The 25,899-nt window shown below is 53.2% G+C and carries 23 protein-coding genes; 12 read left to right on the forward strand and 11 right to left on the reverse strand.

Annotated features, from left to right (window positions below):
* Window positions 1–486 (forward strand): phage virion morphogenesis protein, encoded by a 486-nt coding sequence (locus Q9I99_RS02615; protein ID WP_301668160.1) that lies wholly within the window; start codon window positions 1–3, stop codon window positions 484–486.
* A gap of 368 nt (window positions 487–854) precedes the next feature.
* Here Q9I99_RS02615 and Q9I99_RS02620 read toward each other — a convergent pair whose 3' ends face one another.
* The 4 genes from Q9I99_RS02620 to Q9I99_RS02635 form a co-directional block, all read right to left on the reverse strand.
* Window positions 855–1,337 carry an acyl-CoA thioesterase gene (locus tag Q9I99_RS02620; RefSeq protein ID WP_301668161.1) on the reverse strand — a complete coding sequence of 161 codons (483 nt, stop codon included), beginning with the start codon at window positions 1,335–1,337 and terminating at the stop codon, window positions 855–857.
* A gap of 152 nt (window positions 1,338–1,489) precedes the next feature.
* Complete coding sequence (locus Q9I99_RS02625; RefSeq protein WP_025456733.1) at window positions 1,490–1,651, reverse strand: hypothetical protein; 162 nt, start codon at window positions 1,649–1,651, stop codon at window positions 1,490–1,492.
* A gap of 73 nt (window positions 1,652–1,724) precedes the next feature.
* Window positions 1,725–2,186, reverse strand: a complete 462-nt coding sequence (gene recX / locus Q9I99_RS02630) for a recombination regulator RecX (protein ID WP_301668162.1) — start codon at window positions 2,184–2,186, stop codon at window positions 1,725–1,727.
* A 67-nt stretch (window positions 2,187–2,253) separates the two neighbouring features.
* Window positions 2,254–2,961, reverse strand: coding sequence for a phosphoglycolate phosphatase (locus Q9I99_RS02635; RefSeq protein WP_301668163.1), 708 nt, complete (start codon window positions 2,959–2,961; stop codon window positions 2,254–2,256).
* 406 nt (window positions 2,962–3,367) lie between these two features.
* Between Q9I99_RS02635 and Q9I99_RS02640 the strand changes: the two genes are divergently transcribed.
* Complete coding sequence (locus Q9I99_RS02640) at window positions 3,368–4,633, forward strand: Glu/Leu/Phe/Val family dehydrogenase (protein ID WP_301668164.1); 1,266 nt, start codon at window positions 3,368–3,370, stop codon at window positions 4,631–4,633.
* Between the two features lie 58 nt (window positions 4,634–4,691).
* On the opposite strand, the gene Q9I99_RS02645 is transcribed toward Q9I99_RS02640, so the two are convergent.
* On the reverse strand, window positions 4,692–5,498 hold the full coding sequence (locus Q9I99_RS02645; RefSeq protein WP_301668165.1) for a DUF4198 domain-containing protein: 807 nt from the start codon (window positions 5,496–5,498) through the stop codon (window positions 4,692–4,694).
* Between the two features lie 191 nt (window positions 5,499–5,689).
* On the opposite strand from Q9I99_RS02645, the gene Q9I99_RS02650 reads away from it, so the two are divergent.
* Window positions 5,690–5,899, forward strand: a complete 210-nt coding sequence (locus tag Q9I99_RS02650) for a tautomerase family protein (protein ID WP_002223595.1) — start codon at window positions 5,690–5,692, stop codon at window positions 5,897–5,899.
* A gap of 88 nt (window positions 5,900–5,987) precedes the next feature.
* Complete coding sequence (locus Q9I99_RS02655) at window positions 5,988–7,202, forward strand: pyridoxal phosphate-dependent aminotransferase (protein WP_301668166.1); 1,215 nt, start codon at window positions 5,988–5,990, stop codon at window positions 7,200–7,202.
* Window positions 7,203–7,273: 71 nt separating this feature from the next.
* Here Q9I99_RS02655 and clpB read toward each other — a convergent pair whose 3' ends face one another.
* A complete protein-coding gene (gene clpB, locus Q9I99_RS02660) occupies window positions 7,274–9,847 on the reverse strand; it encodes an ATP-dependent chaperone ClpB (protein ID WP_301668167.1) in 2,574 nt (857 codons plus the stop codon).
* Window positions 9,848–10,106: 259 nt separating this feature from the next.
* Here clpB and trpS point away from each other — a divergent pair, with 259 nt between their 5' ends.
* From trpS to Q9I99_RS02675, 3 genes are all read left to right on the forward strand, one after another.
* Complete coding sequence (gene trpS / locus Q9I99_RS02665) at window positions 10,107–11,117, forward strand: tryptophan--tRNA ligase (RefSeq protein ID WP_301668168.1); 1,011 nt, start codon at window positions 10,107–10,109, stop codon at window positions 11,115–11,117.
* Window positions 11,118–11,185: 68 nt separating this feature from the next.
* A complete protein-coding gene (locus Q9I99_RS02670) occupies window positions 11,186–11,731 on the forward strand; it encodes a hypothetical protein (protein ID WP_127263577.1) in 546 nt (181 codons plus the stop codon).
* Window positions 11,732–12,050: 319 nt separating this feature from the next.
* A complete protein-coding gene (locus tag Q9I99_RS02675) occupies window positions 12,051–12,395 on the forward strand; it encodes an Ag473 family lipoprotein (protein ID WP_003714486.1) in 345 nt (114 codons plus the stop codon).
* Between the two features lie 208 nt (window positions 12,396–12,603).
* Here Q9I99_RS02675 and ppx read toward each other — a convergent pair whose 3' ends face one another.
* The 3 genes from ppx to Q9I99_RS02690 form a co-directional block, all read right to left on the reverse strand.
* Window positions 12,604–14,112 carry an exopolyphosphatase gene (ppx, locus tag Q9I99_RS02680; RefSeq protein WP_301668169.1) on the reverse strand — a complete coding sequence of 503 codons (1,509 nt, stop codon included), beginning with the start codon at window positions 14,110–14,112 and terminating at the stop codon, window positions 12,604–12,606.
* Window positions 14,113–14,274: 162 nt separating this feature from the next.
* Entirely contained in the window at window positions 14,275–15,942 is a 1,668-nt protein-coding gene (locus Q9I99_RS02685) for a surface lipoprotein assembly modifier (RefSeq protein WP_301668170.1), read from the reverse strand.
* Between the two features lie 113 nt (window positions 15,943–16,055).
* A complete protein-coding gene (locus Q9I99_RS02690; protein WP_301668171.1) occupies window positions 16,056–17,105 on the reverse strand; it encodes a factor H binding protein domain-containing protein in 1,050 nt (349 codons plus the stop codon).
* A gap of 157 nt (window positions 17,106–17,262) precedes the next feature.
* Between Q9I99_RS02690 and Q9I99_RS02695 the strand changes: the two genes are divergently transcribed.
* From Q9I99_RS02695 to Q9I99_RS02715, 5 genes are all read left to right on the forward strand, one after another.
* Entirely contained in the window at window positions 17,263–17,631 is a 369-nt protein-coding gene (locus tag Q9I99_RS02695; protein ID WP_301668172.1) for a transcriptional regulator, read from the forward strand.
* A gap of 205 nt (window positions 17,632–17,836) precedes the next feature.
* Complete coding sequence (locus Q9I99_RS02700; protein ID WP_301668209.1) at window positions 17,837–18,457, forward strand: lytic transglycosylase domain-containing protein; 621 nt, start codon at window positions 17,837–17,839, stop codon at window positions 18,455–18,457.
* A gap of 107 nt (window positions 18,458–18,564) precedes the next feature.
* Entirely contained in the window at window positions 18,565–19,947 is a 1,383-nt protein-coding gene (locus Q9I99_RS02705) for an MFS transporter (protein WP_301668210.1), read from the forward strand.
* Window positions 19,948–19,950: 3 nt separating this feature from the next.
* On the forward strand, window positions 19,951–20,475 hold the full coding sequence (locus Q9I99_RS02710) for a single-stranded DNA-binding protein (RefSeq protein WP_025456999.1): 525 nt from the start codon (window positions 19,951–19,953) through the stop codon (window positions 20,473–20,475).
* A 524-nt stretch (window positions 20,476–20,999) separates the two neighbouring features.
* Window positions 21,000–21,923, forward strand: a complete 924-nt coding sequence (locus Q9I99_RS02715) for a DMT family transporter (RefSeq protein ID WP_301668173.1) — start codon at window positions 21,000–21,002, stop codon at window positions 21,921–21,923.
* Window positions 21,924–21,987: 64 nt separating this feature from the next.
* On the opposite strand, the gene fumC is transcribed toward Q9I99_RS02715, so the two are convergent.
* The gene (gene fumC / locus Q9I99_RS02720) at window positions 21,988–23,376 is read right to left on the reverse strand and encodes a class II fumarate hydratase (protein WP_301668174.1); all 1,389 of its coding nucleotides are present in this window, start codon (window positions 23,374–23,376) and stop codon (window positions 21,988–21,990) included.
* A 146-nt stretch (window positions 23,377–23,522) separates the two neighbouring features.
* Window positions 23,523–25,502, reverse strand: coding sequence for a transketolase (gene tkt / locus Q9I99_RS02725; RefSeq protein WP_301668175.1), 1,980 nt, complete (start codon window positions 25,500–25,502; stop codon window positions 23,523–23,525).
* Window positions 25,503–25,899: the final 397 nt, after the last annotated feature.

The following is a 25,899-nucleotide window of genomic DNA, read 5'->3' on the forward strand; positions in this document are numbered from 1 at the left end:
ATGCTGGAAATCAGCCTGGACGACGGCGACCTGCAACGCGGCCTCGGCCAACTGTTGCGCAATGCCCGCCACCCGCGCCCTATGATGCGGGCCATTGCCGCCGAACTGCTCAGCATTACCGAAGACAACTTCGAATCCGAAAGCTGGGGCGGCCAAAAATGGCCGGCCAATGCGCGCGGCGGCAAAATCCTGCAAAAAAGCGGACAGCTGGCCGCCAGCATCCACACCGCCTCCGGCAGCAACTTCGCCCGCATCGGCACCAACAAACCCTACGCCGCCATCCACCAGTTCGGCGGTACCATCAAAGCCAAAAATAAACCCTATTTGGTATTCAAAGTCGGCGACGGCTTCCGTAGGGTCAAACAAGTCAAAATCCCGGCACGCCCCTACCTGCCGATAAGCAAAGGTGGTACACTTCAGGCTGGCGCCGAATCCTGCCTGTTGGATGTCGCCCTCGATGCTTTGGCACGGGGTGTCCGAAAATAAAAAAGCGGGCAACCTCGCCCGCTCCGTTTTGTTGCACCCAGTGCAACGTTGTTACAAATTTCCCATCCCCCTTCATCCATCCTCATCCAACTTAATCCCATTTATCTCACAGACCCCTTATATTTATCTCACTGGGTTTCATTCCGTTCGGGGGGGCGGTTTTATCCGATAAAAGGCATTTTGTCCGACTGATTAGGGCTGCATCAAGGGAATATGAAAACACAGCCGCTTAGTCTCACGGCTGTGTTTCAAAATGTCGTTGAAAAACGGATGGGTCGGAATCGGGCGGTTTTGCTTCAATCAATCAAACCATTACGCCGAATGTCGGAACAATGCTTGTCCGGTCTTTCAGACGGCATAGCCCGCCGTCAGCAGCCGCAGGACACGTCTCCGGAGGCTTGGAGGCTGATTTCTCTGCGTTTTTTGGCTTTTTCGTAGCGGCAGCGTTGGCGGTCGGTCAGGACTTCCAGTGGGGGGACGGGGACGGGTTTGCCGTCTTTGACCGCAACCATCGTGAAGTAGCAGCTGTTGGTATGGCGGATTTCGCCGGTGCGGATGTTTTGTGCTTCGACACGGATGCCGATTTCCATCGAGGTGCGTCCCGTGTAGTTGACAGCGGCGTAAAAGGTAACCAAATCGCCGATGTGGATGGGTTCTTTAAACAGGACTTTGTCAACCGACAGGGTAACGCAATAATTGCCACTGTAACGGCTGGCGCAGGAATAGGCGACTTGGTCGAGCAGGAGCAGGAGTTCGCCGCCGTGTACGTTGCCGCTGAAATTGGCGGTGTCCGGCATCATCAGTTCGGACATAATGAGTTCGTGGGAAGGCAGTTGGCGTTGTTGTGTCATAGTGTACCTGTTTTAAGAAAGGGTGTTTTGAAATGGGTGCGGGAAAATTTTAGGGAATGGGGAAGTAGAATTCAAGCTAAAAAAAGCTATGGCGGGATAGCCTGCCGAAATGGGCCGCCGATGCCGTCTGAAGGCTTCAGACGGTATTTTGTTCAGGAAAGCCAAAAACGGAAAACCAAGAAAAATACGAGTGCCAGCACGCCCGCCCAAACGGCGAGCATGAATCCGGCAACCGCCCGTCCCATACGGTAAACCGGGTTTTTGCGTTCGTCTTCGATGGGGGAGGTGTGGTGTTTTTCGGGTTGTCCGGACATTTTGTTCTCAATCGGAAAAGTTGGAAACGGGCGTAAGGTTACGCTGCCGTGCAAAAAGATTCAAGAAGGAAGGTCAGCAGCCGTCTTCCCAATTTTCATCCCAAGCGTGTTTCAATGCCGTCTGAACGGTATCGGCATCGAATCCGCGGTAGGCGAGGAAACGCGCCTGTTTTTGTTTTTCTTTGAGGTCGGCGGCGGGGTGTTTGAATTTTTTACGCAACACGGCTATGGCGGACTGTTTTTCGCTTGAGCGGTCGGGAAGCAGGTTGCGGCTGGTTTCTTCATCTATGCCCTGTTGCGCCAAAGCCTGTTTCAGCCTCAATGAACCGTGTTTGCGGCTTTTGCTGCGGATATAGGCTTCGGCGTAGCGCAAATCCGACTGCCAGTTGCGTTCGGCAAATTCGTTTAACACGTTTTCTAACTCCTCTTCGCTTTCGGCGTGCGGTGCAAGTTTGTGTTTCAGACCGATGCGGCTGACTTCTTGGCGCGAGAGGATGTCCATCGCGCGGGCGCGTAGGGATTTTTGCGGTTTCATGGCGGCGGTTTCGGCGTGGGGCAGGTTTCAGACGGCACAGCGGCGCAAGCCGGAGCCGTCCGGATGCCTACTCTTCTTTGTTTTTCTGCGGTTGCAGGTTTTCGTAAATTTCGGGCAGCGAGCTGATAATCCAGTCGGGACGGGTCGCATCATCTTGCGAGAGCAGCGTCATGTCTCCGTAACCGAAGGTAACGCCGACACTCAGGCAGCCGGCAGCTTTGGCGGCGATGATGTCGTTGCGCGAGTCGCCGACCATAAGCATATTGGCGGCATCGATACCCAAAACTTCGGCGGCGTGCCGCAGCGGCAGCGGGCTGGGTTTTTTCTCGGGCAGGCTGTCGCCGCCGAGGATGAGGCTGAAGTAGTCGGCAAGCCCGAGCTGTTTCAACAGTTCGACGGCAAGGATTTCATTTTTGTTGGTAACGACGGCGAGCGGGATGCCCAAAGATTTGAGCAATGCCAGCCCGGCTTCGGTTTCGGGATAGGGGCGGGTGAAGACGCTCAAATGGTCGCGGTAGTATTTCATATAGGACACGAAACCTTTTTCCCACAGTTCGGAATCGGCTTCGCGGTCGCGGTCGTTGGTGAGGACGCGGTGAACCAGTTTGCCGATGCCGTCGCCCACATAGCTTTCGACCACTTTGGCGGGCAGCGGTTTCATACCGAGTTGTTCCAACATCGCTTCTGCGGCGGCGGCAAGGTCGGGGACGGAATCGCACAGTGTGCCGTCCAAATCGAAGGCGACGGCTTGGACGTGTTCGATGGCTGCATTCATAATCCGGTTTCCTGTCGGGTTGAAAGGGTTTATTTTAACATCGTTTGCACAGGGCTTCTAATGTATGGATTGTTAACAATCGCAACAGGTTTTGCAGGCGGTGTTTTCGGATTTCGGGGCGGAGTCGGACAAGGGTTTGAAATCCCGGCGATGTTCCAATTAAATTTTTAAAAAATAAGAGGATGACTATATCTTTATTTAATTGGACATTTATTTTTCGGACGCGGAGGCTGCCTTTTCAGGCGGAGTCCGGGCTGATTCCGTGCGGCTTGAAAAATAAAATCATATATAGATTAATCAAATCGGGCTGATTCCGACTACACGCTATTACATTTTGTCGGGAAATTGGTTATAGTAATGAGCGAAATGCACGCCACTGAAAATCTTTTTGTGAAAAGGAAGCAAAATGTCTGATGCCGTTGTAAAAGAAACCCTCAATCCGTTTGAAATCGCGCGCAAACAGGTCAAAACCGCCTGCGACCGGCTGAAAACCGATCCGGCCGTTTATGAAATCCTGAAGAGTCCGACCCGCGTGTTGGAAGTCAATTTTCCCGTCAAACTCGACGACGGCACGGTCAAAACCTTCACGGGCTACCGTTCGCAACACAACAACGCCGTCGGCCCCTATAAAGGCGGCGTGCGCTTCCATCCCGGTGTGAATCTGGACGAAGTCAAAGCCCTGTCGATTTGGATGACCATCAAATGCTGCGTTGCGGGTATTCCTTACGGCGGCGGCAAAGGAGGCGTTACCTTGGATCCTCGCGATTATTCCGAGGCGGAACTGGAACGCATCGCCCGCGCTTATGCCGAAGCGATTGCCCCGCTGATCGGCGAGAAAATCGATATTCCCGCCCCCGATGTGAACACCAACGGCAAAATTATGTCGTGGATGGTGGATGCCTATGAAAACGTGGTGAAACATTCCGCGCCGGGCGTGTTTACCGGAAAACCGGTCGAGTTCGGCGGCTCTTTGGCGCGTACCGAAGCCACGGGTTACGGCGTAAACTTCGCCGCCGTCCAAGCTTTGGAAAAACTGGGCAAAGACGTGAAAGGCGCAACCTACGCCATTCAAGGCTTCGGTAATGTGGGCTATCACACCGGTTACTATGCACACAAAGCCGGTGCGAAAATCGTTGCCGTATCTACTGTTGACGTTGCTATCTACAATGAAAACGGCTTAGATATGGAAGCTTTGTTTAAAGAGTTCCAAGAAAAAGGCTTCATCACCAACGAAGCCGGTTACGGCAAAGAAATTACCAACGCCGAACTTTTGGCTTTGGATGTGGACGTACTTGCCCCTTGCGCGCTGGAAAATCAACTGACTTCTGAAAACGCCGGCAAAGTCCGCGCGAAAATCGTGGTCGAAGGTGCAAACGGTCCGACTACGCCCGAAGCCGACGTTATTTTGCGTCAAAACGGCGTATTGGTCGTGCCCGATATTCTGGCGAACTGCGGCGGCGTGGTCGTTTCCTATTTCGAGTGGGTGCAAAACCTGCAAGGCTATTATTGGGAATTTGACGAAGTTCAGGAAAAAGAAACCGTCGTCCTGCGCCGCGCGTTCCGCGATATTTGGAATCTGGCGCAAGAGTATGATGTTGATTTGCGAACCGCGTCTTATATGATGAGTATCCGCCGTGTTGAAAAAGCGATGAAGCTGCGCGGTTGGTATTGATGTTTGAACAAAAAATGCCGTCTGAAGCCTTCAGACGGCATTTTTTGTGCGGGTGGGATTAATGGTGAGAATGGCCGATTTGGAAGGTTAAAGTCGAGTAGTTCGCCTGTTTTTGGCACACGCTTTGATCGGGGAAATCGGCTTTGTGTTCGACACTGGCTTTCCAAAAGCCTTGGCGCAACGGGATGATGTCTACTTCGCCTTTGTCGTCGGTGGTGTCGGAGAAGGCTTGGGCTTCGGTTTTGTGCGTTTTACTGCGGTCGCTGGTGTCGAAGCCGTCAAATGTGGCGGTAACGGTGGCATTGGGCAGCGGTTCGCCACGGAACAGAACGCGGACTTTGAAGCGTTCGCCTACGTGGATATTGGCGGGATTGTCCAGCGGGACGATTTCCAAGTTTTGTCCGACCGGTTTGGTAATGATGGCGGTGTCCGCGCTTTCGTGTCCGACGTTGACGATGTTTTTGCCGAACATACGGGTTTGTTCGCAATAGCTTGCGTCAGGCATTTCTTTGATGCTCGCCTGTTTCCAGCCTGCTTTGTTTTTTGACCAGAAAGTAGGCTGATATTCGGCGGTAACGAGATAGCTGCCGTCTTTGACGGGGCGGCTGCTTCGGTATTGGTAGTTGTATGTACCGCGTTGAATCATGTTTTCCTTGCCTTTTTCGGTAACAAGCTGCATCGGTTTGCTGAAGATGTGCAGGCGGTCTTTGGCGATGGGTTCGAGTTCGGGAAATTCGCCGTAGCCCAAGTCGGCTTTAAGGTATTCGCCGCCGTGCGTGTGGGCGGTTTCGACCCAGACGCGGTGGGCGTGTGCGGATGCGGCAAACAGGGCGGAAACGGCGAGCAGTGTCAATGTTTTCTTCATGGTGCAGCCTTTGTCTCGTGTGGGTTAAAGATTTTGTTATGCTATAACAAAATAAATATCGTGTGAAGACGGATTTGCTGTCTGAAAACTGTCTTTTTGCATCGATTTGAATTTTTCAGAAAATGAAGCGGACGTTTGGGCGGAGGCAACTTGTTTGATAAGATGGCAATATTTCAAAACGGAGAAATATCATGCCCTATGTCAATATTAAAGTAACCGGCGGCAGCGAAGCACCGACTGCCGCGCAAAAAGCGGAACTGATCGGCGGCGTAACCGAATTGCTGGCACGCGTGCTGGGTAAAAATCCTGAGACGACAGTGGTCGTTATCGATGAAGTGGATACCGATAACTGGGGCATAGGCGGCAAAAGCGTCAGCGAACGGCGCAAAGAGGGCAGGTGAAAAACCTGAAAATCTCGGTTTGATGCTTTAAATTCGAAGTTAAAAAGAGTACATTTCCATCCATTGCCCAAAATTTACGGAACACATTATGGATAAATTTCCCAAGTCTGCAAAACTCGACCACGTCTGCTACGACATACGCGGGCCGGTTCACAAAAAAGCCCTTCAGTTGGAAGAGGAGGGCAACAAAATCCTCAAGCTCAATATCGGCAACCCTGCGCCGTTCGGCTTCGAAGCACCTGACGAAATCTTAGTCGATGTCATCCGCAACCTGCCGACTTCTCAAGGCTATTGCGATTCGAAGGGATTGTATTCCGCCCGCAAAGCCATTGTTCACTACTATCAGACCAAAAGTTTGCGCGACATTACGGTAAACGATGTCTATATCGGCAACGGCGTGTCCGAGCTGATTACGATGTCTATGCAGGCATTGCTCAACGACGGCGACGAAATCCTGATTCCCGCGCCCGACTACCCTTTGTGGACGGCGGCGGCAACGCTTGCGGGCGGTATGGTACGCCATTATCTGTGCGACGAAGAAAACGGCTGGTTTCCCAACCTTGCCGATATGGAAGCCAAAATCACGCCCAAAACCAAAGCCATCGTCGTCATCAATCCCAATAATCCGACAGGAGCGGTGTACAGCAAGGAAATTCTGCTCGAAATCGCCGAACTGGCGCGCAAGCATGGTCTGATTATCTTTGCCGACGAGATTTACGACAAAATCCTCTACGACGGTGCGGTTCACCACCACATCGCCGCGCTTGCCCCCGACCTTTTGACGGTAACGTTCAACGGTTTGTCCAAAGCCTACCGCGTCGCCGGATTCCGACAAGGCTGGATGGTGCTCAACGGGCCGAAACATCATGCAAAAGGTTATATCGAGGGTTTGGATATGCTCTCGTCCATGCGCCTGTGTGCCAATACGCCGATGCAGCACGCGATTCAGACGGCATTGGGCGGTTATCAGAGCATCAACGAATTCATTTTGCCGGGCGGACGGCTTTTGGAACAGCGTAACAGGGCGTGGGAATTGGTCAATCAGATACCCGGCGTATCCTGCGTCAAACCGATGGGCGCAATGTATATGTTCCCGAAAATCGATACCGAAATGTACCGTATCCACGATGATATGAAATTCGTTTACGATTTGCTGGTGCGCGAAAAAGTCTTACTGGTACAGGGAACGGGGTTTAATTGGATTAAACCCGACCATTTCCGCATTGTCACGCTGCCTTACGTCCATCAGATTGAAGAGGCGATGGGCAGGCTGGCAAGATTCCTGCAAACCTACCATCAGTAGGATTCTGATAAAAAATGCCGTCTGAAACGGAGATTCCCGTTTCAGACGGCATTTTCAACAGCAGGAACGAATCAGGCAAATTTCAGTCTGTCGCCGTCGGCTTCCACCCTGATTTCGCTTTCGGGCGCATAGTTTCCGGCAAGCAGGGCTTTTGCCAGCGGGTTTTCGATTTCCGACTGGATGGCGCGTTTGAGCGGACGTGCGCCGTAAATCGGGTCAAAACCGGCTTTGGCGATGATGTCCAGAGCGGCATCGGAAACAGTCAGGCGCAGGTTTTGTTTTTCCAAACGTTTTTCCAAACCTTTAAGCTGGATTTTGGCAATGCTGCGGATGTTTGCCTGATCCAGTCCGTGGAACACGACCACTTCGTCGATGCGGTTGATCATTTCAGGACGGAAATGTTCTTTCACATCCTCCATCACAACTTCTTTCACCGCTTCGTAGTCCTGAATGCCCATTTGTTGGATGTGCTGGCTGCCAATATTGGAAGTCATCACAATCACGGTATTTTTAAAATCTACGGTACGGCCTTGTCCGTCGGTCAAACGACCGTCATCCAAAACTTGCAGCAGGATATTGAACACGTCGGGATGGGCTTTTTCCACTTCGTCCAAAAGAATCACGCTGTACGGTTTGCGGCGGACTTGTTCGGTCAGGTAGCCGCCTTCTTCGTAGCCGACATAGCCCGGAGGCGCGCCGATTAAGCGGGCAACGGCGTGTTTTTCCATATATTCGGACATATCGATACGAATCAGATGATCCTCGCTGTCAAACAGGAAGCCTGCCAAGGCTTTGCACAACTCGGTTTTACCCACGCCGGTCGGGCCCAAGAACAGGAAGCTGCCGTAAGGCTTGTTTGGATCGGCAAGACCGGAGCGGCTGCGGCGGATAGCATCGGACACGGCACGCACTGCTTCGTCCTGACCGACCACTCGGCGGTGCAATACTTCTTCCATTTTCAGCAGTTTGTCGCGTTCGCCTTCCATCATTTTGGCAACGGGGATGCCGGTCATGCGCGATACGATTTCAGCCACTTCGTCCGCGCCGACTTCGGTACGGAAGAGTTTGTTTTGTTTTTTGCCGTCGGGGTTACTTTCCGCTGCCTGCAACTGCGCACCCAATTTCGGCAACTCACCGTATTCGAGTTCGGACGCGCGGGCAAAGTCGCCTTGACGTTTGGCTTGTTCGATTTTGACTTTGATGTCGTCCATCTGTTTCTTGATGTCGGCAGTGCTGGAAGAGGCGGCTTTTTCGGCTTTCCAGATTTCGTCCAAATCGGCGTATTCTTTTTGCAGGCCATCGATTTCTTCGTCTATCAATTCCAAACGTTTCTTGCTGGCATCATCGGTTTCTTTGGCAACATGCATTTTTTCCATTTTGAGCTGGATAATGCGGCGGTCGAGTTTGTCCATCTGCTCAGGTTTGCTGTCCAGCTCCATTTTGATGCGGCTGGCGGCTTCATCAATCAAATCAATCGCTTTATCGGGTAGGAAGCGGTCGGTAATGTAGCGGTCGCTCAACTCTGCTGCGGCAACGATAGCAGGGTCGGTGATGTCGATGCCGTGGTGGATTTCATAACGCTCCTGCAAACCGCGCAGGATGGCGATGGTGTCTTCCACGCTGGGCTCGCCGACCAATACTTTTTGGAAACGGCGTTCGAGTGCCGCGTCTTTTTCGATGTATTGGCGGTATTCGTCCAAAGTGGTCGCACCGATACAGTGCAGTTCGCCGCGTGCCAAGGCCGGTTTCAGCATATTGCCCGCATCCATTGCGCCGTCGGTTTTACCTGCGCCGACCAAAGTATGGATTTCGTCGATGAAAATCAGTGTATTGCCATCGTCTTTAGCCAAGTCGTTCAACACGCCTTTCAAGCGTTCTTCAAATTCGCCGCGGTATTTCGCGCCGGCAATCAAAGCCGCCAAATCCAAAACCAGCAGGCGTTTGTTACGCAGGGATTCGGGTACTTCGCCGTTGACGATGCGTTGCGCCAAACCTTCGACAATGGCGGTTTTACCCACGCCTGGTTCGCCAATCAGCACAGGGTTGTTTTTAGTGCGGCGTTGCAATACCTGAATCGCGCGGCGGATTTCATCATCACGACCGATAACGGGGTCAAGCTTGCCGTCGCGGGCGCGCTGGGTTAAGTCAAGCGTGTATTTTTTCAGCGCATCGCGTTGGTCTTCGGCATTGGCATCGTTCACGTTTTGTCCTCCTCGTACCGCGTCAATCGCGGCATTGATATTTTGTTCGTTCGCACCGGCTTCTTTCAAAATTTTTCCGGTTGCATCATTCTGCTGAACCAAAGCCAGCAGGAAAAGTTCGCTGGCGATATAGGCATCGCCGCGTTTGGTTGCGGCTTTGTCCATCAGGTTCAATACCGCCTGCAATTCGCGGCTGGGCAGAATGTCGCCGCCCTGGCCGGACACCTTCGGCAAGCTGCTTAAATGTTGTTGCAAACGCTGTTTCACCTGCGGCACGTTCACGCCCGCATGAGCCAAGAGCGCGGCGGCTCCACTGTTTTGGTCGTCAAGCAGGGCTTTCAGTACAAAGCCCGCTTCCAGATAGCTGCTGTCCGCAGCCAACGCCAAACTCTGAGCTTCTGCAAGGGCTTGTTGGAATTTGGCGGTTAATTTGTCGTATCGCATTTTCGTTTCCTTTTCAAAATGTCCGCTGTCGAAGCCTATATGTGCATAATTGTGGATAACTCAAGCGTCAGATTTTAACTTTTCAGATTTAATTGCTTATCTTGTTGAATATGATTGAAATAAATTTTTTGATTTATGTGTATAACTTAATCTGTCCAATAGGGAAGCGTCCGATGCCGTCTGAACAAATATTTTGAATCGGGTATAATCGGCACATTCTTTTCCCTTTCAGACGGCATTGATGCCGTAAGGACATTTTATGAGCAAAAAAAGAGTTCTGACCGGCGTAACCACCACCGGCATCCCGCATCTGGGCAACTACGTCGGCGCCATCCGCCCCGCCGTCCGCGCGGCGCAAAACCCAGATACCGAATCCTTCCTCTTCCTCGCCGATTACCACGGCATCATCAAATGCCACGAGCCGGAGATGATTCACCAATCCACCCAAGCCGTTGCCGCCACTTGGCTTGCCTGCGGACTCGACCCCGAACGCACCACCTTCTACCGCCAAAGCGACATTCCCGAAGTCATGGAATTGAACTGGATTCTGACCTGCATTACCGCCAAGGGTTTGATGAACCGCGCCCACGCCTACAAAGCCGCCGTGCAGGCAAATGCGGAAAACGGGCAGGAAGACCCCGATTTCGGCGTGGAAATGGGTTTGTTCAGTTATCCGATTCTGATGACTGCCGACATCCTCATGTTCAACGCCAACGAAGTTCCCGTCGGACGCGACCAAATCCAACACGTCGAAATGGCGCGCGACATTGCCGGCCGCTTCAACCACCGTTTCCAAGAACTCTTCACCCTGCCCGAAGTGAAAATCGACGAAAACGTCGAACTCTTGGTCGGTTTGGACGGACGCAAAATGTCCAAATCTTACGGCAACACCATTCCGCTTTGGGAAAACGACAAAAAAACCCAAAAATCGGTCAACAAAATCATCACCAATATGAAAGAGCCGGGCGAGCCGAAACAGCCGGACGAAAGCCCTTTGTTTGAAATCTACAAGGCCTTCTCCACGCCGTCTGAAACGGCGGAATTTACGCAAATGCTTGCCGAAGGCCTGGCTTGGGGCGAGGCAAAAAAACTTTTGGCGGCGAAAATCAATGCCGAGCTGGCAGAACCGCGCGAACGCTACAACGAGCTGACCGCCAATCCTTCGCAAATCGAAGACATCCTGCAGGCAGGCGCGGCCAAAGCGCGTAAAGAAGCGCGCGAACTTTTGAATAAGGTACGTGATGCGGTCGGTATCCGCCCGTTGAAATAAACCCAATGCCGTCTGAACTTCCGCCTGCCGCGTTTCAGACGGCATTTTGAAACCATCAGGAGTGTGGAATGTTGAAAACATCTTTTGCCGTGTTGGGCGGCTGCCTGCTGCTTGCCGCCTGCGGCAAATCCGAAAATACGGCGGAACAGCCGCAAAATGCGGTACAAAGCGCGCCGAAACCGGTTTTCAAAGTCAAATATATCGACAATACGGCGATTGCCGGTTTGGCTTTGGGACAAAGCAGCGAAGGCAAAACCAACGACGGCAAAAAACAAATCAGTTATCCGATTAAAGGCTTGCCGGAACAAAACGTCGTCCGGCTGACCGGAAAGCATCCCAACGACTTGGAAGCCGTCGGCGGCAAATGTATGGAAACCGACGATAAGGGTGGTCCGGCAGGTTGGGCGGCAAACGGCGTGTGTCATACCTTGTTTGCCAAACTGGTGGGCAATATCGCCGAAGACGGCGGCAAACTGACGGATTACCTGGTCTCGCATGCCGCCCTGCAACCCTATCAGGCAGGCAAAAGCGGCTATGCCGCCGTGCAGAACGGACGCTATGTGCTGGAAATCGACAGCGAGGGGGCGTTTTATTTCCGCCGCCGCCATTATTGAGGTATTCGGACATCCCGGAATATATTTGGGTTTTTCAAACCTTGCGAAAAAAAGTCCGCACCGCCGGGAAACTCAAAAGGAGGGGTACATGTGTTACAATTTTTCGAACTGTTTTCATAAAATAGTTTTCGGACGTGTTTCAATATGGCATTGATGCCGCCTTATTGTTCGAGAAAAAACCCTTTATATTTAAATATAATGGGTTTTAACTAAACGGGAAACCGTTTTCTCTCCGGCCGATGGGCAAAATCAGCCGATTGATGAGGCACGATCCGGTTTTTAAGCAAAACCTTAATCAACAACTCAAGAAGGATAAGACATGAAAAAATTATTGATTGCCGCAATGATGGCGGCTGCCTTGGCAGCTTGTTCGCAAGAAGCCAAACAGGAGACTAAAGAAGCGGCCCAAGCCGTTGAATCAGATGTTAAAGATGCTGCGGCTTCTGCCTCTGAATCTGCCGCTTCTGCCGTCGAAGAAGCGAAAGACCAAGTCAAAGATGCTGCGGCTGATGCAAAGGCAAGTGCCGGGGAAGCTGTAACTGAAGCCAAAGACGCGGCAGCCGAAACCAAAGAAGCGGTAAGCGAAGCGGCTAAAGACACTTTGAACAAAGCTGCCGATGCGACTCAGGAAGCGGCAGACAAAATGAAAGACGCCGCCAAATAATTTGTTGCTTTGGCAAAAATGACGAGATGCCGCCTGCCGGCAATCCAAATGAAACCGCCTGAAGATTTTCAGGCGGTTTTTGAGTTATATGCCCCTTGTTTTTTACGCCTGCATGACCGTGCAGGGAGGATGTGCCGCGCATATCGGGATGTTGCGGACAGGCAAATGCCGTCTGAACATCATTCAGACTGCATTTGGTTTGTAAAGGTCAGACGGCTTCAACTTTAAACGGCATATTGACTTTTTGCCATTGGACGCTTTCATATTCCAATGCGTCGGCAATCAGGGGGTGGCGTTCCAGCCATTCCCTGTCAATACGCAGGATGAAGCCGCAACTTTCCGTGTCCGTGCGCAACTGCATATTTTTCGGGAAAGACAGGTCTTGGCGCGAACGGCAGAACAAGGCGGCAAGGCGCAGCGACAAAACGGCATACCACAACATTTCGTTGGTGCCGATAATGCCGCCCATTTTTTTCATATCGCCGCGATGACCGATGACCAGTTGGGCAAGTATGGTCTGTTCTTTACGTGAGAAACCCGGCATATCGGCGTTTTCGAGGATGTAGGCGGAATGCTTGTGATAGCCGGTGTGGGCGATGTCCAAACCGATTTCGTGCAGCGCGGCGGCGCGTCCGAGATACTGTTGCCACAAGGCAAGCTCTTGAACCGTAACATTTTTAGCGTGGCAGAGGCTGTCCATAAAGGTTTGCGCGGTCTCGGCGGTGCGTTTCGCCTGATTGAGGCTGACGTGGTAGCGGTGTTGGAACTCGGCAACCGTCTGCCCGCGCATATCTTCGTTTAAACCGCGCCCGATCAAATCGTAAAACACGCCGTCGCGCAGGGCGGCTTCGGTTACGGTCATCCTGTCGAGTTTCATTTCCTCAAACGCCGCCATCATCACGGCAAGTCCGCCGGCAAAAACTTCGATGCGTTCCGGTTTCAGGTTTTCAAATTTGGCTTTTTTGACCGAACCGGCTTCGATGATGCGTTCGGCGAGGGCGCGCATACCTTTGTAGGTAATGTCCGCCTCTTGAGGCATTTCGGCGGCAAGCACGTCGCGGATGGATTTTGCCGAACCCGATGTGCCGACGGCGAAATCCCAGCCTTCGCGCCTCATATTTTTGCTGATGCGCTGGATTTCGTTGCGGGCGGCGGAAATGGCGGCTTGGAAGTCTTTGGCGGTAATTTTGTTTTGGAAGAAGCGCAGGCTGTAGGTTACGCAGCCCAAGGGCAGGCTTTCGGTAATGTCGGGATTCAGCGTCGAACCGATGACAAATTCTGTCGAACCGCCGCCGATGTCGATAACCAGCATTTTGCCGCCGCCGGGGGGGAGGGTGTGGATCACGCCGGTATAAATCAGCCGCGCCTCTTCGCGCCCGGCGATGATTTCGATGGGGAAACCCAGTGCCGCTTCGGCCTTGGGAAGGAAATCTGCGATGTTTTTGGCGACGCGGAATGTATTGGTTGCCACGGCGCGCACCTGCTCGGGGCGGAAGCCACGCAGGCGTTCGCCGAATTTTGCCAGACAGTCTAAAGCCTGTTCTTGGGAGGCGGCACTCAGGTTTTTCTGTTCGTCCAGTCCAGCGGCGAAGCGCACCATCTGTTTGAAGGAATCGATGACTTTTAATTGTCCGTTGTTGTTTTCGCAAACCTGGAGGCGGAAACTGTTGGAACCCAAATCGACGGAGGCAAGGACGTTTGCGGGATTGGTGGTCATGGCGGATACCGGTGGGGGAAAAACGCAATGTTACTCTGACGGCGCAGGCGTTGACAATAAATGATGCGGCTGTTTTTGATTCTGCTCACAGATGTTGCCGACGGTATGTTTCCGACAGCAAAAAATGCCGTCTGAAAAACGTTCAGACGGCATTTTTTGCGCTTATTTGAAATCCTTTTCCACGCTCATGAAAATCTGCATGTTTTTGCGTGTGTAAAAACTTTTCATATTGCTGTCGATTTTCAGATAGCGGAAATTGAGTTGCGGCGTAAATCCCTTCCAAGAGATTTTGTCGTGCCACAACGACAGGTTTGCCTGATATTCGTGGTCTTTGCGCGGGAAGCGGTACACAATGGTCCCGGGCGCATCAAAAGTCCTGCGGGTATAGCGCAGGTTTGCCCGCAGACCCAAGCCGCCATCGAACGTTTTGACTGCGCCGATACGCAAACCCTTGCGGACGGAAGCCTGTTCCGCCTCCTTCGTTATGTCGTGCGACCAGTCCGCACCGCCGTAAAGCAGCCAGTCTTTCGGCGCGGAATACATCAGCGTCGCGCCAGCCAGCGGCATATGGCTGTCGTATCGGGCGGCGGTGCGGTCTTCCTGATAACGCTTCCACATATTGCCCGCGTTCAGCGTCAGCCGCCAGCGTTCGCTCAAGCGTCGGGAGAAATCGGCATTGAAGCCGCCGACGAAATTGTATCGGCTGCCGCCTAAGAGGTTTTGCTCGACAAACGGCACGATGCCGAACGAACGCGTTACTGAACGGTTTTTATAGCCGAACGACAGGCGCAGGCTCTGTTCGCTGAAATCTTTGTTATCCCAATAGTGCACGCCGCCGCCGCTGATGTCGCCGTAGAGGAAATGATGCCCGCCCGCATTGATTTCGCGCGACACGCCCAAGCCGTAGCGCAAACCGTGTGCCTTTTGCGGCAGGCTGTCGACGGTTTTTGTCCAGCTTTTTCCTGCAAATTCAATCGTTTTTTCGGACGAAGCGTTGTTTACATTGTCCGTTTGCTCGTATTGCAGCGACACATCGGGCTTCCAGCCTTGAGCCTTGTCTATGGCGGCAAGATAGCGGTCGGCAAGCTGCTGCATCGGCGGCTGCAAATCAGGTTTCGCACGCTCCAATTCCGCCTTCGCCTCGCGGTACTGTTTGTTTTCAAACAGCATCACGCCCAAATCGAAACGCGGATACGCCAAATCGGGCTGTTGCGCCAAAATGCCGCGATACAAAGCCACCGCCTCGTTATGGCGCAACTGGCTGCGGCGCAAACCGCCCAGCGCGTAATCGTGCAGAACCGGATTGAAATCCGGCAGGGCGCGATAGCTTTCCAGCAGCGTTTGCAGCGTGTCCCAATCGCGGGCGACGACGGCGCGGTTGATCTGCTCTTCCAAACCTGCAAGAGAGGCATTGCCGTCTGAAACGGCTTCGGCGGCTTCTCCGGCTGCAAGGGTTTCAGACGGCATGGACGCACCCGTACCGAAAGCCGCCTCGTTGGAAAACTTCTTATGCGTCGCCACAGGCTTGATTTCGGTCTCTTCTGCCTTGCCGACAGACGCAACAACAGGCGCGGCAGCCCGCTTCGGCGCGGCACGCTGCAACAGGCGGAAGGCATTGTCGATCTGTTCGTCAAAAGATGGGGCATAGGAAGCAAGCGGCAGAACCGGAATTTCCGTTTCGTCAGCCCTTTCAAGCCTTTCGGCAGGCACTATCCTATCGTCGAACTTGCCGTCCACGAACACCTGTTTCGACACGGGTATGGGCAAAACGGGCGTTTCAGCAACGGCCGCCGTCGGCATGGACAAGAGAAGCAAAGCAAATTTTTTCATAAGTCAAACAGTTTCAGGGCAAGGGACCGGACGGGCAAACCGCGCAGTCAAATGGTTGAAATGCCGTCTGAAAGACCGTTTCCGGTTTCAGACGGCATTTGTATCAGGCAGGATTAACGGGAACCGGCAAAGCCGATTTCGCCGTCATTAACCGTACCGACGATTTCTTCGGCATTGGCACCGAAGAAGCCGAGTTCGTAATTACCTTTATTAGAAGAGCCTTGAATACCGTAGCCTTGAAGGTGGCTTCCATCAATTTTGTTATTATGATTGATATTGGTTATGTTGCCCTTGTTCAAGACGACTTTTTCACCCAATCCGGTAATGTTGCCTTCACCCGTTCTTTCGTTGAAATTGACGGAGTAGCTCAATACGCCTTGATTTCTTCCATCAAATGCAGCACCGGAATAAGTCGCTTTACCGGCTGTGGGCAAGATTTTAGTCGGCGTACCTTTGATGGTCAGATAATTTTCATCATTGATAGGCTCACGCTTATTCACTCCATCTCCTTGAATCGAGTAGGAAGTCGGTTTAATGCCGGCAATCAGAGAATAATTCTGACGGTAGATATGGGACTCGCCGCTGCGGGTCAGTGTATAAGTTTTATACACTCCATCTACCTTTGCACGTACCTGTGCAGATTCTGTATGTGCAGCGCGGGTCAGCTGTTTCAAAGGTACTTTAGATAAATCAAGAGAGCCGCCATTGGCATTTTGACCCAAAGCGCTGACTTGGTAAGTCGAAACAGTTACATCATCCACACCGTACTCTCTAGCCAACTTATGTACATCTGCTTCAGCCTCATTTCTCAATCCACTGACGCTGACTGAAAAATTAGGTGTGTCGTTTGTCAGTGTAAACGGAGGAGGATTGTCGTTGGCAGCGGACGGTTGCGTTGCAGAGTTGCCGCCGTTGTTGGACGGCTGTGTCGCTGTGTTGCTGCTGTTGCCGGACGGTTGCGTTGCAGAGTTGCCGCCGTTGTTGGACGGCTGTGTCGCTGTGTTGCTGCTGTTGCCGGATGGTTGCGTTGCAGAGTTGCCGCCTGCTGCCGCCTGGGTGCTTGCGTCGTTGTAGTAATAATTGTGGTAAGTTCTAGTGGTTTTACAAGCCGCCAAACCCAAGGTAATTATGCTCAATGCGAAAACTTTGTTCAAAGTCATCATAATCTCCAAAATTTCAGAAATTAAAGTAAATAAATTTATGGTTGTGTAAACCGCTTCCCATCATACCCATATTTACTTTTACTGACAACCAAATTGTTAATGCTATCAATTATTCTGTTTAAAGAAGGCAACAGTCGGCTATTCATAATCCGCCATTATGCATACCGAACAAGATAAAACCGATTTCAGCGAACGTTTGAAAACAGCAATACGCCTCGCGGGTTTGGACGAGCTGTCCAATGCCAGTCTCGCCAACCGCTTCAACCTGCGCCATCCCAATCAGCCTGTCAGTACGCAGGCGTTTCACCATTGGCTGGTCGGCAGGTCGATTCCGACTCCGGATAAAATCGAGACGCTGGCAAAATGGCTGGATACCAGCGCGGAATGGCTGCGCCACGGCAGGCTCTCCGGCACGGAAGGTGCGGCTTCGCCGCAAGAAGCCCTGTTGTTGAAATATTTCCGCCTGTTGCCGCCCGAAAAGCGTGATGCGCTGATGGTGCTGCTGCACCATCCGGACGACAGATAGCCGGTGAAAATGGGAAATGCCCGGGCGGTGTTGTCTGTGCCTGTTTGGACAAGCGTTCTTGAGAGCGGTAAAATCGAGATTTGCCTGAAAAGGGCAGGGCGATATGCCGTGCTTGGATTTTGTGCGCGGTTTTTCGCGTTGAAAGCAATTATGTCTGTTTGAATATTTAATGCCGTCTGAAACATCCGGACGCGCCCCGTTCCCTATGAAAAAACCGACCGATACTCTACCCGTCAATCTGCAACGCCGCCGCCTGTTGTGTGCCACCGGCGCGCTGTTGCTCAGCCCGCTGGCACAAGCCGGCGCGCAACGTGAAGAAACGCTTGCCGACGATGTGGCTTCCGTGATGAGGAGCTCTGTCGGCAGTATAAATCCGCCGAGGCTGGTGTTTGACGATCCGAAAGAGGGCGAACGTTGGTTGTCCGCCATGTCGGCACGTTTGGCAAGGTTTGTCCCCGACGAGGAGGAGCGGCGCAGGCTGCTGGTCAATATCCAGTATGAAAGCAGCCGGGCCGGTTTGGATACGCAGATTGTGTTGGGGCTGATTGAGGTGGAAAGCGCGTTCCGCCAGTATGCAATCAGCGGAGTCGGCGCGCGCGGTTTGATGCAGGTTATGCCGTTTTGGAAAAACTACATCGGCAAACCGGCGCACAACCTGTTCGACATCCGCACCAACCTGCGTTACGGCTGCACCATCCTGCGCCATTACCGGAATCTTGAAAAGGGCGACATCGTCCGCGCGCTTGCCCGCTTCAACGGCAGCTTGGGCAGCAATAAATATCCGAACGCCGTTTTGGGCGCGTGGCGCAACCGCTGGCAGTGGTAGGCGCATTGTGCCGCAACCGAAATACGGCGAATCCTGTATAATCCGAAAATCTGTTCACTGGAAGTTCAGACGGCATTGTAACTGTTGATGCCGTCTGAAAAAATATGATGGCAAGAGATAACCGCATCCAAATGTTTCCGCACGAATGGCGCGCCAGTACGACGCTTTCCGGCGTGTACGCGTTGCGTATGCTAGGTATGTTCCTCGTGCTGCCCGTATTGGCGGTGTATGCCGCCTCGCTGCCCGGCGCAGAAGGCAACAAAACGCTGGTCGGGCTGGCAATGGGCATTTACGGGCTGACGCAGGCTCTGCTGCAACTGCCTTTGGGCATCGCTTCCGACAAGTTCGGACGCAAGAAAACCATTTATGTGGGGCTGATTGTGTTTGCAGCGGGCAGCTTTCTTGCCGCTGCCGCCGATACGCTGCCCATGCTGGTCGCCGCACGCGCCATACAGGGTGCGGGAGCGGTCAGTGCGGCAGTTACCGCGCTGCTGGCGGATTTGACGCGCGACGGCGTGCGTACCCGCGCGATGGCGATGATCGGTTTGAGTATCGGTCTGACGTTTTCGGTCAGCCTGGTCATTGCCCCTGTGATTGCCGACGCGGTGGGCGTTCGCGGACTGTTTATGCTGACCGGCATTCTGACCGTCATCAGCATCGGCGTGGTGGCGTTTATGACTCCCGATCCCGAAGTTTCCAAGCTGCATGAGGACACGCAGGCGCAGCCTTCGCGCATAGGCGAAGTTTTGAAAAACCGCCGGCTGCTGACGCTCGATTTCGGCATTTTCGCCCTGCACGCCGCACAAATGGCATTGTTTACCGCGCTGCCTTTCGCCATGACGCAGCTTGGCTTGGAAAAAATACAGCATTGGAAAGTATATCTTCCTTCTACCGTTGCCGGTTTGGTGGTAATGGTTCCGCTGATTATCGTCGGCGAGACGCGCAACAAGCTCAAACAGGTTTTTGTTTTGGGCATCGTCTGCATCGCGGTGGCGCAGCTCGGTTTGCTGTCCGGTATGCGCTCGGTGGGTCTGATTACCGCTTATTTGGTTGTTTACTTCATTGGTTTCAATGTGTTGGAGGCCAGTTTGCCGTCTATGGTTTCCAAAATCGCGCCGTCCGACCTGAAGGGTACGGCGATGGGCGTGTACAACACGATGCAGTCGCTCGGACTGTTTGCCGGCGGCGCGGCAGGCGGCTTGCTGTTTCAAAAATACGGCTTTGCCGGCGTGTTTGCCTTTTGCAGCATATTGATGCTGCTGTGGCTGGTAATTGCCGTTTTATCGCCTGCGCCCAAGCCCGTCAAAAACCTCAGTTACCCTGTCGGCGGCGTGTGGCAGGGCAATCAGGACGGCTTGCAATGCGCCCTGTTGCAGTTGGAAGGCGTGGAAGACATCGGTTTCAGTTTCGACAGGCAGACCGTCTATCTCAAAGTGTTGCAGAAGGGTTTCGATCAGGCTGCCGCTGAAAAAATCATCACAGGAGTTTAAAAAATGTCATTGAACAAAGTCATCCTCATCGGCCGCCTCGGACGCGATCCCGAAGTGCGCTATATGCCCAACGGCGAAGCCGTCTGCAATTTTTCAGTCGCTACCAGCGAAACATGGAACGACCGCAACGGCCAACGTGTAGAGCGTACTGAGTGGCACAACATTACCATGTACCGCAAACTGGCGGAAATTGCCGGGCAATACCTCAAAAAAGGCGGGCTGGTTTATTTGGAAGGCAGAATCCAAAGCCGCAAATACCAAGGCAAAGACGGCATCGAACGTACCGCTTACGATATTGTCGCCAACGAAATGAAAATGTTGGGCGGGCGCAATGAAAACAGCGGCGGCGCGCCTTACGAGGAAGGTTATGGTCAGAGTCAGGAGGCTTACCAACGCCCCGCGCAGCAAAGCCGGCAGCCCGCCTCCGACGCGCCGTCCCATCCCCAAGAAGCACCAGCCGCGCCGCGCCGCCAACCCGTGCCTGCCTCCGCCCCGGTCGAGGACATTGACGACGATATCCCGTTCTGAATTTTACGGCCGGACATCCTCGCGGAGGGAAATCATAAAGGACGGAGAAACCTTAAACCTTACGAGGCAGGGTTTCTCTTTTTTGCATTTTGGCCGGCTTGTTGCCGCCCTTTGCGTTGGGCAGAACGTTGCGATTGCGCCGTTCGGGCGTTTTGAGGCAGTGATGCCTGCCGCACGTCCCCGCTGTTTTCAGACGGTATAGTGGATTAACAAAAATCAGGACAAGGCGACGAAGCCGCAGACAGTACAAACAGTACGGAACCAATTCACTTGGTGCTTCAGCACCTTAGAGAATCGTTCTCTTTGAGCTAAGGCGAGGCAACGCTGTACTGGTTTTTGTTAATCCACTATATTTTAAAATTCAGGCGGTGTTTCCAAATAGCGTGAAGCAATAGCTGGGCTTCAGCCGGTTTGTTTGAAATAAAATGGTTGGAATCAAACGCCAAACGCTTGAACCATTATTGCCCGATGCGGCAAACCGGCATCGTCCGGCAATACGGTTGTTTAAAAATAGGGAAAGCAGGATGGAAAACCAAAGGCCGCTCTTAGGCTTCGCGTTGGCACTTTTGGCGGCGATGACGTGGGGGACGCTGCCGATTGCCGTGCGGCAGGTATTGAAGTTTGTCGATGCGCCGACGCTGGTGTGGGTGCGTTTTACCGTGGCGGCGGCGGTATTGTTTGTTTTGCTGGCATTGGGCGGGCGGCTGCCGAAGTGGAGGGATTTTTCTTGGCATTCATTCAGGCTGCTGTTGCTCGGTGTGGCGGGCATTTCGGCAAACTTTGTGCTGATTGCCCAAGGGCTGCATTATATTTCGCCGACCACGACGCAGGTTTTGTGGCAGATTTCGCCGTTTACGATGATTGTTGTCGGCGTGTTGGTGTTTAAAGACCGGATGACTGCCGCTCAGAAAATCGGCTTGGTTTTGCTGCTTGCCGGTTTGCTTATGTTTTTTAACGATAAATTCGGCGAGTTGTCGGGTTTGGGCGCGTATGCGCGGGGCGTGTTGCTGTGTGCGGCAGGCAGTATGGCCTGGGTGTGTTATGCCGTGGCGCAAAAGCTGCTGTCGGCGCAATTCGGCCCGCAACAGATTCTGCTGTTGATTTATGCGGCAAGTGCCGCCGTGTTCCTGCCGTTTGCCGAACCGGCACACATCGGAAGTTTGGACGGTACGTTGGCGTGGGTTTGTTTTGTGTATTGCTGCTTGAATACTTTAATCGGTTACGGCTCGTTCGGCGAGGCGTTGAAACATTGGGAGGCTTCCAAAGTCAGTGTGGTAACAACCTTGCTCCCTGTGTTTACCGTAATATTTTCTTTGCTCGGGCATTATGTGATGCCTGATACTTTTGCCGCGCCAGATATGAACGGTTTGGGTTATGCAGGTGCACTGGTCGTGGTCGGGGGAGCGGTTACGGCGGCGGTGGGGGACAGGCTGTTCAAACGCCGCTAGTTCGCAGGCAACGGAAAATGCCGTCTGAACGAGGTTTCAGACGGCATTTTATTTGAGGGAAGGATTAGCGCGGATGAACCATATCGGCAGGAACGACCAATTCATCAAACTCTTCGCCCGTCAGCAAGCCCAACTCAACGGCAGTTTCGCGCAGCGATTTGTCGTTTTTGTAGGCGGTTTTGGCGACTTTGGCGGCGTTTTCGTAGCCGATTTTACGGTTTAACGCGGTAACGAGCATCAGGGAATGGTGCAGGAAATAGTCGATTTTTTCCGGTACGGGTTCGATGCCGACGGCGCAGTTTTCGTTGAAGCTGTTGCACGCATCGCCCAACAGACGGATGGATTGCAAGAGGTTGTAGGCGATAACGGGCATATAGACGTTCAGCTCGAAATTGCCCGACGCGCCCGCCATGCCGATGGTAACGTCGTTGCCGAACACTTGGCAGCACACCATGGTCATTGCTTCGCATTGGGTCGGGTTGACTTTGCCCGGCATGATGGACGAACCCGGCTCGTTTTCGGGAATTTTGATTTCTCCCAAACCGCAACGCGGGCCGCTTGCCAGCCAGCGGATGTCGTTGGCGATTTTGTTCAGGCTTGCCGCCAGCGTTTTCAATGCGCCCGAAGCGGCAACCGCGGCATCGCGTCCGCCCAAGGCTTCAAATTTGTTCGGCGCGCTGACAAACGGCAGGCCGGACAGTTCGGCGAGTTTGGCGGCGGCTTTTTCGGCGTATTCGGGATGGCTGTTCAAGCCCGTGCCGACTGCCGTGCCGCCCAAGGCGAGTTCGTACAAACCTTTGAGCGCATCGTTCAGACGGCCTAAGCCGTGGTCGAGCTGGGAAACGTAGCCGGAAAATTCTTGTCCTAAAGTCAGCGGCGTTGCGTCCTGCAAGTGGGTGCGGCCGATTTTGACGATGGGGGCGAAAGCTTGGGCTTTTTTGTCCAACGTGTCGCGCAAGGCTTTTACCGCCGGAATAAGGTGGCGGTTGATTTCAATCGCGGCGGCGACGTGGATGGCGGTCGGGAACGTGTCGTTGGTCGATTGCGCGTGATTCACATGATCGTTGGGATGGACGGGCTGATACGCCGCCAAACCCGTACCGGCGATTTCGTTGGCGCGGTTTGCCAGCACTTCGTTCATGTTCATATTGGACTGCGTGCCGGAGCCGGTCTGCCAAACCACTAAAGGAAACTGCCCGTCGAGCTTGCCATTCAACACATCATCTGCCGCCTGCGTAATCAAATCCGCCTGTTCGGGCTTAATCCTGCCGAGGGAAACATTGGTGGCGGCTGCGGCTTTTTTCACCAGCGCCAAAGCATAAATCAACGGCTGCGGCAGGGTTTCGCCGCCGATTTTGAAATTGTTGCGGCTGCGCTGGGTCTGCGCGCCCCAATAGGCTTCGGACGGGACTTCGACATTGCCCATGGTGTCGTGTTCGGTGCGGGTGTTCATACGTTTCTCCTTTTGAAATGTGAATAAGAGTGATTCGCAAATATTATAATGGAGATTGGCGGAATGAGGAAGCATCAAGGCGGAGGGCAAACAAATGCCGTCTGAAGCCTTAATTGGTTTCAGACGGCATTTGTTTAGGTGTGGGGTTACAGCACTGATTTCACAGTATCGACCACATTGTCCACGGTAAAGCCGAATTCTTTGAAGAGTAAGTCGGCAGGGGCGGATTCGCCGAAGCGGTTGATGCCGACGACTGCGCCGTTCAGTCCGACATATTTGTACCAGCCGTCGGCGTGTCCGGCTTCTACGGCGATGCGCGGCAGACCTTCGGGCAGGACGGCGGCTTGATAGGCGGTGTCTTGGCGGTCGAATACGTTGGTGGACGGCATAGAAACGACGCGCACGGCGATGTTTTGTGCGGCGAGGGCTTTTTGCGCTTCCAAAGCCAGTTCGACTTCGGAACCGGTGGCAATGATGACGGCTTGGGCGTTGTCTTGGGCTTCGCTGATGACGTAGCCGCCGCGTTTGATGTCGTTCAGTTGTTGCTCGTTGCGCGCTTGGAATTTCAGGTTTTGACGGCTGAAAATCAGGCAGGACGGATGATCGGCGGCTTTGACGGCTTCTGCCCAAGCCACCAAGGATTCGGCGGTGTCGCACGGCCGCCATACGTCCATATTCGGAATCAGGCGCAGGGTGGCGGTTTGCTCGACGGGCTGGTGGGTCGGGCCGTCTTCGCCCAAACCGATGGAATCGTGGGTGAACACGAAGACGGGGTTGATTTTCATCAACGCAGCCATACGCAGGGCGTTGCGTTCGTATTCGCTGAACATCAGGAAAGTCGCGCCGAAGGGTTTCACGCCGCCGTGCAATATCAAACCGTTCATAATCGCGCCCATACCGAACTCGCGCACGCCGTAGTGGATGTAGTTGCCGCCTTTGTCGCGGGTAACGGAGACGCTGTTTGACCAGTCGGTCAGGTTGGACGGGGTCAGGTCGGCAGAACCGCCTACCAGTTCGGGTAGCTCTTTTGCCAAGATTTCGATGCTGTTTTGGCTGGCTTTGCGGGTAGCGACGGTTTCGGCTTTGGCGCACACTTCTTTCAATGCGGCTTGAACGTATTCATCGAAATTGTCCGGCAGTTTTTTATCCATGCGGCGCACGAATTCTGCGGCTTCGGCAGGATATTTGGCTTGGTATTGCGCGAACAGTTCGTTCCAGTCGGCTTCCAGTTTCGCACCTTGTTCTTTGGCATTCCACGCATCGTAAATTTCTTGCGGGATTTCAAAGGCGGGGCAAGTCCAGCCCAGATGTTTGCGCGTGGCTTCGATTTCGTCCGCGCCTAAAGGTGCGCCGTGGGTTTTGTGGCTGCCTTCTTTGTTGGCACTGCCTTTGCCGATTAAGGTTTTGCAGCAGATGATGGACGGTTTGCCGGTTTCGGCACGTGCGGCTTCGATAGCGGCTTGAATGGCGGCGGTGTCATGACCGTTTACGTTGGGAACGACGTGCCAGCCGTAGCTTTCAAAGCGTTGCGGGATGTTTTCGGTAAACCAGCCGTCCACTTTACCATCAATGGAAATATTGTTGTCATCATATAAAACAATCAGTTTTCCCAAGCCCAAAGTGCCGGCGAGCGAACAGGCTTCGTGCGATACGCCTTCCATCAGGCAGCCGTCGCCCATGAAGACGTAGGTGTAATGATCGACAATGTTCAAACCGTCTTTATTGAACTCGGTGGCAAGGATTTTTTCTGCCAATGCCATGCCCACTGCGTTGGCAATACCTTGTCCCAACGGGCCGGTCGTGGTTTCCACGCCGTCGGTGTAGCCGTATTCGGGATGGCCGGGGGTTTTGCTGTGCAGTTGGCGGAAGTTTTTCAGGTCTTCAATGCTCAGGTTGTAGCCGGTCAGGTGCAGCAGGCTGTATAACAGCATAGACGCGTGGCCGTTGGAGAGGACGAAGCGGTCGCGGTTGTAGAATTTGGGGTTGGCGGGGTTGTGATTGAGGAATTTCGTCCACAATGTTTCCGCCATTTCCGCCATACCCATAGGCGCGCCGGGGTGGCCGGAATTGGCTTTTTGAACGGCATCGGCCGAGAGGAAGCGGATTGCGTTTGCCAGTTGAGACATTTTGTATTTTCCTTGCTGGTGTTTTGGATAAGTGGATAATCGGAAGGCGTTGATTATCGCCCGATTCGCTTATGCTTTCAAGAAAAGGGCGGACGCAGGGGAAGGCGGCGGCAGGGGACCGGTGGGGAAGGATTTTCGATTTGCGGGCGAAGCCTGCCATTATTCCTTTTGAAATAAAATGTTATAGATTGTGTGCCGGATTGCTGATAGCGTTTGTTTATGAGCTTGCGCCGGCGGTTCTGCCGATATGGGGGTGTCGGTTTTTTTAGTCTTTGTTTTTTAACCGTATTCGGATTTTTTTCGGGCGGTACGGCAAAATCCGGGCGTTTTGATGCGGATGGGAAATGTATTCGCCCAATACATCCGGACGGCGCATAAAGTTGTACAATAGCGGAAA

Source organism: Neisseria basseii (assembly GCF_962707005.1).
GTDB lineage: Bacteria > Pseudomonadota > Gammaproteobacteria > Burkholderiales > Neisseriaceae > Neisseria > Neisseria bergeri.

What these genes read in the sequence shown, in the direction of transcription:
- Q9I99_RS02640 (WP_301668164.1), top strand. Translation starts at nt 3,368, where the DNA reads ATGTCTGATGCCGTTGTAAAAGAAACCCTCAATCCGTTTGAAATCGCG.
- Q9I99_RS02645 (WP_301668165.1), bottom strand. Translation starts at nt 5,498, where the DNA reads ATGAAGAAAACATTGACACTGCTCGCCGTTTCCGCCCTGTTTGCCGCA.
- Q9I99_RS02620 (WP_301668161.1), bottom strand. Translation starts at nt 1,337, where the DNA reads ATGACACAACAACGCCAACTGCCTTCCCACGAACTCATTATGTCCGAA.
- Q9I99_RS02715 (WP_301668173.1), top strand. Translation starts at nt 21,000, where the DNA reads ATGGAAAACCAAAGGCCGCTCTTAGGCTTCGCGTTGGCACTTTTGGCG.
- Q9I99_RS02685 (WP_301668170.1), bottom strand. Translation starts at nt 15,942, where the DNA reads ATGAAAAAATTTGCTTTGCTTCTCTTGTCCATGCCGACGGCGGCCGTT.
- Q9I99_RS02655 (WP_301668166.1), top strand. Translation starts at nt 5,988, where the DNA reads ATGGATAAATTTCCCAAGTCTGCAAAACTCGACCACGTCTGCTACGAC.
- Q9I99_RS02615 (WP_301668160.1), top strand. Translation starts at nt 1, where the DNA reads ATGCTGGAAATCAGCCTGGACGACGGCGACCTGCAACGCGGCCTCGGC.
- Q9I99_RS02625 (WP_025456733.1), bottom strand. Translation starts at nt 1,651, where the DNA reads ATGTCCGGACAACCCGAAAAACACCACACCTCCCCCATCGAAGACGAA.
- Q9I99_RS02670 (WP_127263577.1), top strand. Translation starts at nt 11,186, where the DNA reads ATGTTGAAAACATCTTTTGCCGTGTTGGGCGGCTGCCTGCTGCTTGCC.
- Q9I99_RS02635 (WP_301668163.1), bottom strand. Translation starts at nt 2,961, where the DNA reads ATGAATGCAGCCATCGAACACGTCCAAGCCGTCGCCTTCGATTTGGAC.
- Q9I99_RS02650 (WP_002223595.1), top strand. Translation starts at nt 5,690, where the DNA reads ATGCCCTATGTCAATATTAAAGTAACCGGCGGCAGCGAAGCACCGACT.
- Q9I99_RS02690 (WP_301668171.1), bottom strand. Translation starts at nt 17,105, where the DNA reads ATGATGACTTTGAACAAAGTTTTCGCATTGAGCATAATTACCTTGGGT.
- Q9I99_RS02675 (WP_003714486.1), top strand. Translation starts at nt 12,051, where the DNA reads ATGAAAAAATTATTGATTGCCGCAATGATGGCGGCTGCCTTGGCAGCT.
- trpS (WP_301668168.1), top strand. Translation starts at nt 10,107, where the DNA reads ATGAGCAAAAAAAGAGTTCTGACCGGCGTAACCACCACCGGCATCCCG.
- Q9I99_RS02695 (WP_301668172.1), top strand. Translation starts at nt 17,263, where the DNA reads ATGCATACCGAACAAGATAAAACCGATTTCAGCGAACGTTTGAAAACA.
- Q9I99_RS02705 (WP_301668210.1), top strand. Translation starts at nt 18,565, where the DNA reads ATGGCAAGAGATAACCGCATCCAAATGTTTCCGCACGAATGGCGCGCC.
- Q9I99_RS02700 (WP_301668209.1), top strand. Translation starts at nt 17,837, where the DNA reads ATGAAAAAACCGACCGATACTCTACCCGTCAATCTGCAACGCCGCCGC.
- ppx (WP_301668169.1), bottom strand. Translation starts at nt 14,112, where the DNA reads ATGACCACCAATCCCGCAAACGTCCTTGCCTCCGTCGATTTGGGTTCC.
- clpB (WP_301668167.1), bottom strand. Translation starts at nt 9,847, where the DNA reads ATGCGATACGACAAATTAACCGCCAAATTCCAACAAGCCCTTGCAGAA.
- Q9I99_RS02710 (WP_025456999.1), top strand. Translation starts at nt 19,951, where the DNA reads ATGTCATTGAACAAAGTCATCCTCATCGGCCGCCTCGGACGCGATCCC.
- tkt (WP_301668175.1), bottom strand. Translation starts at nt 25,502, where the DNA reads ATGTCTCAACTGGCAAACGCAATCCGCTTCCTCTCGGCCGATGCCGTT.
- fumC (WP_301668174.1), bottom strand. Translation starts at nt 23,376, where the DNA reads ATGAACACCCGCACCGAACACGACACCATGGGCAATGTCGAAGTCCCG.
- recX (WP_301668162.1), bottom strand. Translation starts at nt 2,186, where the DNA reads ATGAAACCGCAAAAATCCCTACGCGCCCGCGCGATGGACATCCTCTCG.